Genomic DNA, 1,448 nt, shown 5'->3' on the forward strand with positions numbered 1-1,448 from the left:
AGTAGGGCTTGGTCAGGTTCGTAGTGGCGTGGGTATGTTGCGGTGGCAGGTGGGGCAGGCGCCGGTCCAGGCAGCGAGCAGTGTCTGCAAGTCGCGGACGACCTGGTAGAGGCTCAGACCAGCGCTGTGTCTTTTGGGTCTCGCGTCAGTCGTTGCAGGGTGCAGAAGGCGTGGGCTGCGGAGACGAGAGTGACGTGGTGGTGCCAGCCGCCCCAGGTGCGGCCTTCGAAGTGGGCCAGTCCCAGGGCCTGTTTCATCTCTCGGTAGTCGTGTTCGATGCGCCAGCGGAGTTTGGCCAGCCGCACCAAAGTCGCCAGGGGCATCCCGGAGGGCAGGTTCGACAGCCAGAACTGCACCGGTTCGCTCTCGCCGGCCGGCCACTCGGCCAACAGCCACCGCTCGGGCAGCTCCGGACCATCGGCAACCTTGCGGATGCCGCGTCCGGCCGGGCGGACCCTGAGAGCGACGAACCGCGAGTACATGCGTTTGAAGCCATTACGGCCCTTGCCCGGCCGGGATCCTTCCCGCCAGGACACCGGCCGTGCGGCCGCCTTCCCCGCCGCGACGACCAAGTTCTTCATCGTCTGCGCCGGCTCGGGATACTGCACTTTCGGTGGTCGGCCGGTGCCCGCATAAGCCGGCCGGACGGGCCGGGCGCCGGCCGGATGCGCGGTGTGCCGGCCGGAGACACCGACCGCATAGGGCAGGTCTCGTTCCTCCAGGCCGAGGCGGAAGGCAGCGGCATCGCCATAGCCTGCGTCCGCGACCACCAGGGGGACATCGATGCCCCACGACCGTGTCTCGTCGATCATGTCCAGGGCCAACTGCCACTTCTCCACATGCCCCACCTGGGCAGGAATGCCGCAGCGGGTGCGGCGGGCGACCTTGTCCCCATCCGCCTCCGCGGAGGCGGGGTCCCACGAAGCCGGCAGGAACAGCCGCCAGTTCACCGCGGCCGAGGCATGATCGCGGGCCAGATGCAGCGAGACGCCCACCTGGCAGTTGGTGACCTTGCCCGCGGTGCCGGTGTACTGCCGCGACACACCCGCCGAGGCGTCCCCGTCCTTGAGGAAGCCGGTGTCGTCGATGATCAGCGCTTCCGGGCCGATCGCCTCGTGCATCCTCCAGGCCAGCCGGGCCCGTACATGCGCCGGATCCCACGGACTGGAAGTGATGAAGTGCGCCAGCGCCTGCCGGTTGCCGTCCTCGCCCAGACGGGCCGCCATAGGCTCCACCGACTTGCGTCTGCCGTCCAGCAGCAGCCCGCGCACATACACCTGCCCCCAGCGCCGCTGATCCGCACGGAAGAACCCGTCGAACAACCCCGCCGCGAACGCCTCCAAGTCCTCCCGGACTTCGGCCATCTCCTCAGGTGTCACACCAGGTCAACGACACCCACGAGCAAGCAGACACGCCACTCACGAGTGAAGATGACCAAGCCCTACTAG

General features: G+C 68.3%; 1 protein-coding gene. It reads right to left on the minus strand.

Going from position 1 to position 1,448, the window contains the following annotated elements; translation table 11 throughout:
• Window positions 1-113: 113 nt before the first annotated feature.
• Window positions 114-1,364, minus strand: a complete 1,251-nt coding sequence (locus tag ABZV42_RS42215; RefSeq protein ID WP_355992017.1) for an IS701 family transposase — start codon at window positions 1,362-1,364, stop codon at window positions 114-116.
• Window positions 1,365-1,448 lie beyond the last annotated feature (84 nt).

Source organism: Streptomyces sp. NPDC005281 (genome assembly GCF_040607495.1).
In the GTDB taxonomy this organism is placed as follows: Bacteria; Actinomycetota; Actinomycetes; order Streptomycetales; family Streptomycetaceae; genus Streptomyces.